Origin of the sequence: Rhodococcus chondri, assembly GCF_036327435.1 — a bacterium.
Classification (GTDB): Bacteria; Actinomycetota; Actinomycetes; order Mycobacteriales; family Mycobacteriaceae; genus Rhodococcus; species Rhodococcus chondri.
This window is the reverse complement of sequence record NZ_JAUZMZ010000253.1, coordinates 1-5021: the sequence shown is the minus strand read 5'-3', so window position 1 is coordinate 5021 and position 5021 is coordinate 1. Positions and strand designations below refer to the sequence as shown.

Below are 5021 nucleotides of genomic sequence, written 5' to 3'. Positions count from 1 at the left end.
TGATGACTTCTTTCATCGGGAGGCTCGCCTAACCTTTGCGTGGGGCGGGTGGGGTGGGCCGCCGGAGCCGAATCGGTCAGGCGCTCACATCGTCGAGGGCCGCGGCAATCGCGGGCGGCAACGCCAGTTCCTCCGCGACGAGCACCCCGGTCAGCTGCGCGAGATCGCGCGCACCCACCAGCGTGGAGGCGACCTGCGGCCGATCCCGCGCCCAGGCCAGCGCAACCGCCAGCGGGGACGTGCCGAGTCCGTCCGCGGCGGTGGCGACCGCATCGACCACCCGCACCGCGGATTCGGTCAGATACCGGCGGACCTCTTCGGCGTGCACGTCGTCGGCACCGCGGGAATCGGCGGGGGTGCCGGTGCGGTACTTGCCGGTCAGCACCCCGCCCGCGAGCGGCACCGCCGCGAACACGCCCACCCCGTGATGCGTGGCCGCCGGGATCAGTTCCTCCTCGACGCCCCGCGCCAGCAGCGAATACTCCACCTGGGTGCACACCAGCGGCGCCGGACGATGCGACGCGGCCGCTGCCGTCGCAAGCTGCCACCCCAGATATCCGCGGACGCCGACGTACCGGACCCGGCCACTGGCCACAGCGAACTCGAGGGCCGAGGCGACCTCCTCGACCGGGGTGTGCGGATCCCACGTCGCGACCTGCCACACGTCGAGATGGTCGGTCCCGAGCTCCCGCAGGGTCGTGTCGAGCTGGGTGAGCAGACCCGCGCGGGAACAATCCACCCGACCGGAGCCGATCTTGGTGGTATCGATGCCCGAACTGCCCGACAGCACCAGCTCGTTGCGGGGCACCACATCGTCGAGCAACTCCGCCAGGATCCGCTGCGCCACACCGTCGCCGTACGCGGGGGAGGTGTCGACCAGGGTGCCGCCCGCGTCGACGAACGCCGACAGCTGTGCGGCGGCCTCGTCACCGTCGGTGCCGCGTCCCCACGTGAGCGTGCCCAAACCGAGCCGCGACACGCGCAGCCCGCTCGCTCCCACCGTTCTCTGTTCCATAACCGCCCGCGTCCTCCCGATACGACGACACCGCTACACCGTCGCGGACGCCGTCTCCGTTACAGCACCCTAGTGCCGCAACCCGGCGAACGATGTTCCGGCGCGCCGACGTTCCGACGCGCCGCGTAGCCTTCCGCGGGTGAGAATCGACTCCTGCTTCCGTGCCTGCCCCGCCGACCGTGCCGAGGTCGCCGCATGATCGGCGAATCCATGACCTGGGTCCAGGCCGTGATCCTCGGTATTGTCCAGGGCCTGACCGAATTTCTGCCGATCTCCTCGTCCGGGCATCTGCGGATCGTGTCCGAGGTCTTCTTCGGGGACGACGCCGGAGCCTCCTTCACCGCCGTCACCCAACTCGGCACCGAAGCGGCCGTCCTCGTGTTCTTCGCCGGCGACATCTGGCGGATCATGCGCGCCTGGTTCCGCGGCCTGTTCCGCGCCGAACACCGCGCCGACCACGACTACAAGATGGGCTGGTACGTCATCCTCGGCACCATCCCCATCGGCATCCTCGGTTTCCTGTTCAAGGACGACATCCGCACCGTCGCCCGCAATCTGTGGCTCGTCGCGACGATGCTCATCGTGTTCGCCCTCGTCATCGCCGCCGCCGAATACTTCGGTCCCAAGAAGCGCACCCTCGAGCAGCTGACACTCAAGGACGGCCTCGTCATGGGTTCCGCGCAGGCGCTGGCGCTCATCCCGGGCGTCTCGCGGTCGGGCGGCACCATCTCCGCCGGCCTGTTCCTCGGTCTCGATCGGGAAGCTGCGGCCCGCTACTCGTTCCTGCTCGCCATCCCCGCCGTCGTCGCCTCGGGCCTGTTCAGCCTGCCGGACGCATTCGAACCGTCCGGAGAAGGCCTCAACGCCTCGGGCGCGCAGCTGCTCGTCGCGACGATCATCGCCTTCGCCGTCGGCTACGCCGCCATCGCCTGGCTGCTCAAGTTCGTCGTCAACCACTCCATGTACTGGTTCGTCGGCTACCGCATCGCGCTGGGTGTGCTGGTGCTCGCGCTGCTCGGCACTGGAGTGATCTCCGCTACCTGACCAGCACGACACGCCGGGCTGCGGCCGGACCTCTAGGCTGAATCCATGACGGTCATCCTGCTCCGCCACGGACGGTCGACGGCGAACACGTCCCACGTCCTGGCCGGCCGCACACCCGGGGTCGAACTCGACGAGGTCGGGCACATCCAGGCCAAGAACCTCGTCACCCGCCTGGCCGGTCTCGACATCGCCGACATCGTGCGCTCCCCGCTGTTGCGTTGCCGCCAGACGGTGCATCCGCTCGCCACGGACCGCGAGCTGACACCCACCGTCGACGAGCGGCTCGCCGAGGTCGACTACGGGCAGTGGACCGGCCGCGCCCTCGGCGACCTCCTGCGCGAACCGCTGTGGACGGTCGTGCAACAGCACGCTTCCGCGGCGATCTTCCCCGGCGGGGAGGGGCTCGCCCAGGTCCAGGCCCGCGCCGTCGCCGCGATCCGCGAACACGATCGCCGGCTCGCCGACGGCCACGGCACGGACGTGGTGTGGATCGCCTGCACCCACGGCGACGTGATCAAGTCGATCCTCGCCGACGCTCTCGGCACCCATCTCGACGGATTCCAGCGCATCGTCGCCGAACCGGCGTCGATCAGCGTCGTGCGCTACACCGACACCCGCCCGTTCGTGTTGCGGGTCAACGACACCGGCGTCGACCTGTCCGGACTCACCGGGCCCGGCGCCCCCCAATCCGTGCCCGGCGGAGAAGTGCCCGGCGCCGTGGACGCCGCCGAACCCACCGACGAACCCGCGCTCGCCGCCGGAGAGCGGGACGGCGCGAGCGACGGCACCGCGAGCGGATAATGACAGTGACCCGGCATGGCAGAGTGAGTGGACTCGAGGAGGTGCGATGGCCCGCGCGATACACGTGTTCCGGACCCCGGACCGGTTCGTAGCCGGCACTGTCGGTGAACCGGGAGACCGGGTGTTCTACCTGCAGGCCGTACACGATTCCCGGGTGGTGAGCGTCACCCTCGAAAAGCAGCAGGTTCAGATTCTCGCCGACCGGATGGGACTGCTGCTCGAAGAGGTGCACCGCCGCTTCGGGACCGTGCTGCCCGAGGAACCGGACGTCGACACCAGCCCCCTGGTGACACCGATCGACGCCGAATTCCGGGTGGGAACGATGGGGCTCGGCTGGGACGCCGACTCCGGTGCCGTCGTCGTCGAACTGCTCGCGGTGACCGAGACCGAACTCGACGAATCCGTCGTGCTCGACGACACCGACGAAGGACCCGACGCCGTGCGGGTGTTCCTCACCCCGATCCAGGCCCGCGGCTTCGCGGCCCGCTCCGAGATCGTCGTGGCCGCCGGCCGCACCCCGTGCCCGCTGTGCGGCGAACCCATCGACGGGGACGGCCACATCTGCATTCGCACCAACGGCTACCTGCGGACACCCGGATTCGATCCGGCGTCCTGGTTCGGCGAGGAGACCTGACCCGGTGAGCGCCCCCGAGGTGCGCACCGTGCTCACCGACGGTGACCTGACCGTCGTCGGGCAGATCGTGCACGCCAGCAACGCGACGCTGGTTTGCGACGCCGAACTCGACTCCGTCACCATCCGCTGCGTCTACAAACCGGTGCGTGGCGAACGGCCGCTGTGGGACTTTCCGGACGGCACCCTCGCCGGCCGGGAAGTGGCCTCCTACCTGATCTCCGAGGCGCTCGGCTGGGACGTCATCCCCATCACGGTGCTGCGCGACGGCCCCTTCGGACCCGGCATGGTCCAGCAATGGATCGAGACCCGCGACCCGAACGACGACCCGTCCGGTCGCATGGACCTCATCGATCTGTGTCCCATCGACGAGGTGCCCGACGGCTGGCTGCCGATCCTGCGGGCCCGCGACATGGACGGCACCGACGTCGCACTCGTACATGCCGACGACCCGCGGTTGCGCCGCATGGCGGTGCTCGACGTCGTCCTCAACAACGCCGACCGCAAGGGCGGACACGCCCTCGAAGGTCTCGACGGCGGTGTGTACGGCGTCGATCACGGCATCTGCCTGCACCGCGAGAACAAACTGCGCACCGTGCTGTGGGGCTGGGCCGGGCGCGCCGTGGACCGGGAACTGCTCACCGACCTCGACAAACTCGCCCGCCGGCTCGACGGTGAATTCGGCAATGTCCTGCGCGCCTACATCACCGGCGCCGAGATCGCCGCGCTGCGCGCCCGCATCACCGCACTGCTGGAAAAGCCCGTGATGCCCCGTCCCCTCGGGGACCGGCGGATCCCGTGGCCCGCGTTCTGACCGACTCGACCCGCGGAGGCCGGGGCAGGACACTTCCGCGCCTCCATTAGGCTCTTGGTCATGCAGTCTTGGTCCGATGTCGCGATCCCGTCCGTCCCCGGGCAGGGCCCTCCGTTGCGGTTGTTCGACACCGCGGACCGGGCCGTGCGCCCGGTCACCCCCGGTTCGACCGCCACCATGTACGTGTGCGGCATCACCCCGTACGACGCCACCCACCTCGGGCACGCCGCCACCTATCTGACGTTCGACCTGATCAACCGCATCTGGCGCGACGCCGGTCACGACGTGCACTACGTCCAGAACGTCACCGACGTCGACGACCCGCTGTTCGAGCGCGCGGCCCGCGACGGTGAGGACTGGGTCGTGCTCGGGATGCGCGAAACCGCGCTGTTCCGCGAGGACATGGAGGCGCTGCGGGTGCTGCCACCCCGCGACTACATCGGAGCCGTCGAATCGATCAACGAGGTCGTCGAGCTCGTCGAGAAGCTCGTCGCGTCCGGTGCCGCGTACACCGTCGACGATCCCGAGTACCCGGACGTGTACTTCCGTGCCGACGCCACCGAGCAGTTCGGCTACGAATCCGGCTACGACCACGACACGATGATGCGGTTCTTCGCCGAGCGCGGCGGCGACCCCGACCGCGCCGGCAAACACCACCCGCTCGACGCGCTGCTGTGGCGCGCCCAGCGGCCCGGTGAACCGGCCTGGCCGTCGCC

General features: G+C 69.6%; 5 protein-coding genes and 1 pseudogene. 5 read left to right on the top strand and 1 reads right to left on the bottom strand.

All coding sequences use genetic code 11. The features are described from left to right. Positions 1-76 precede the first annotated feature (76 nt). Positions 77-1015 (bottom strand): aldo/keto reductase, encoded by a 939-nt coding sequence (locus Q8814_RS24370; RefSeq protein WP_330154542.1) that lies wholly within the window; start codon positions 1013-1015, stop codon positions 77-79. Between the two features lie 198 nt (positions 1016-1213). On the opposite strand from Q8814_RS24370, the gene Q8814_RS24365 reads away from it, so the two are divergent. From Q8814_RS24365 to Q8814_RS24345, 5 genes and pseudogenes are all read left to right on the top strand, one after another. After that, positions 1214-2059, top strand: coding sequence for an undecaprenyl-diphosphate phosphatase (locus Q8814_RS24365; protein WP_330154543.1), 846 nt, complete (start codon positions 1214-1216; stop codon positions 2057-2059). A gap of 45 nt (positions 2060-2104) precedes the next feature. Further along, on the top strand, positions 2105-2860 hold the full coding sequence (locus tag Q8814_RS24360) for a histidine phosphatase family protein (RefSeq protein WP_330154541.1): 756 nt from the start codon (positions 2105-2107) through the stop codon (positions 2858-2860). Between the two features lie 46 nt (positions 2861-2906). Then, positions 2907-3494 (top strand): DUF3090 domain-containing protein, encoded by a 588-nt coding sequence (locus tag Q8814_RS24355; RefSeq protein ID WP_330154540.1) that lies wholly within the window; start codon positions 2907-2909, stop codon positions 3492-3494. 4 nt (positions 3495-3498) lie between these two features. Further along, complete coding sequence (locus tag Q8814_RS24350; protein ID WP_330154539.1) at positions 3499-4305, top strand: SCO1664 family protein; 807 nt, start codon at positions 3499-3501, stop codon at positions 4303-4305. 60 nt (positions 4306-4365) lie between these two features. Beyond that, positions 4366-5021 (top strand): annotated as a pseudogene (locus Q8814_RS24345) (cysteine--1-D-myo-inosityl 2-amino-2-deoxy-alpha-D-glucopyranoside ligase); the annotation flags it as partial.

Bases quoted from the DNA above. Each gene is read 5' to 3' on its own strand.
- Q8814_RS24370 (WP_330154542.1), bottom strand. From the start codon at position 1,015: ATGGAACAGAGAACGGTGGGAGCGAGCGGGCTGCGCGTGTCGCGGCTC.
- Q8814_RS24360 (WP_330154541.1), top strand. From the start codon at position 2,105: ATGACGGTCATCCTGCTCCGCCACGGACGGTCGACGGCGAACACGTCC.
- Q8814_RS24355 (WP_330154540.1), top strand. From the start codon at position 2,907: ATGGCCCGCGCGATACACGTGTTCCGGACCCCGGACCGGTTCGTAGCC.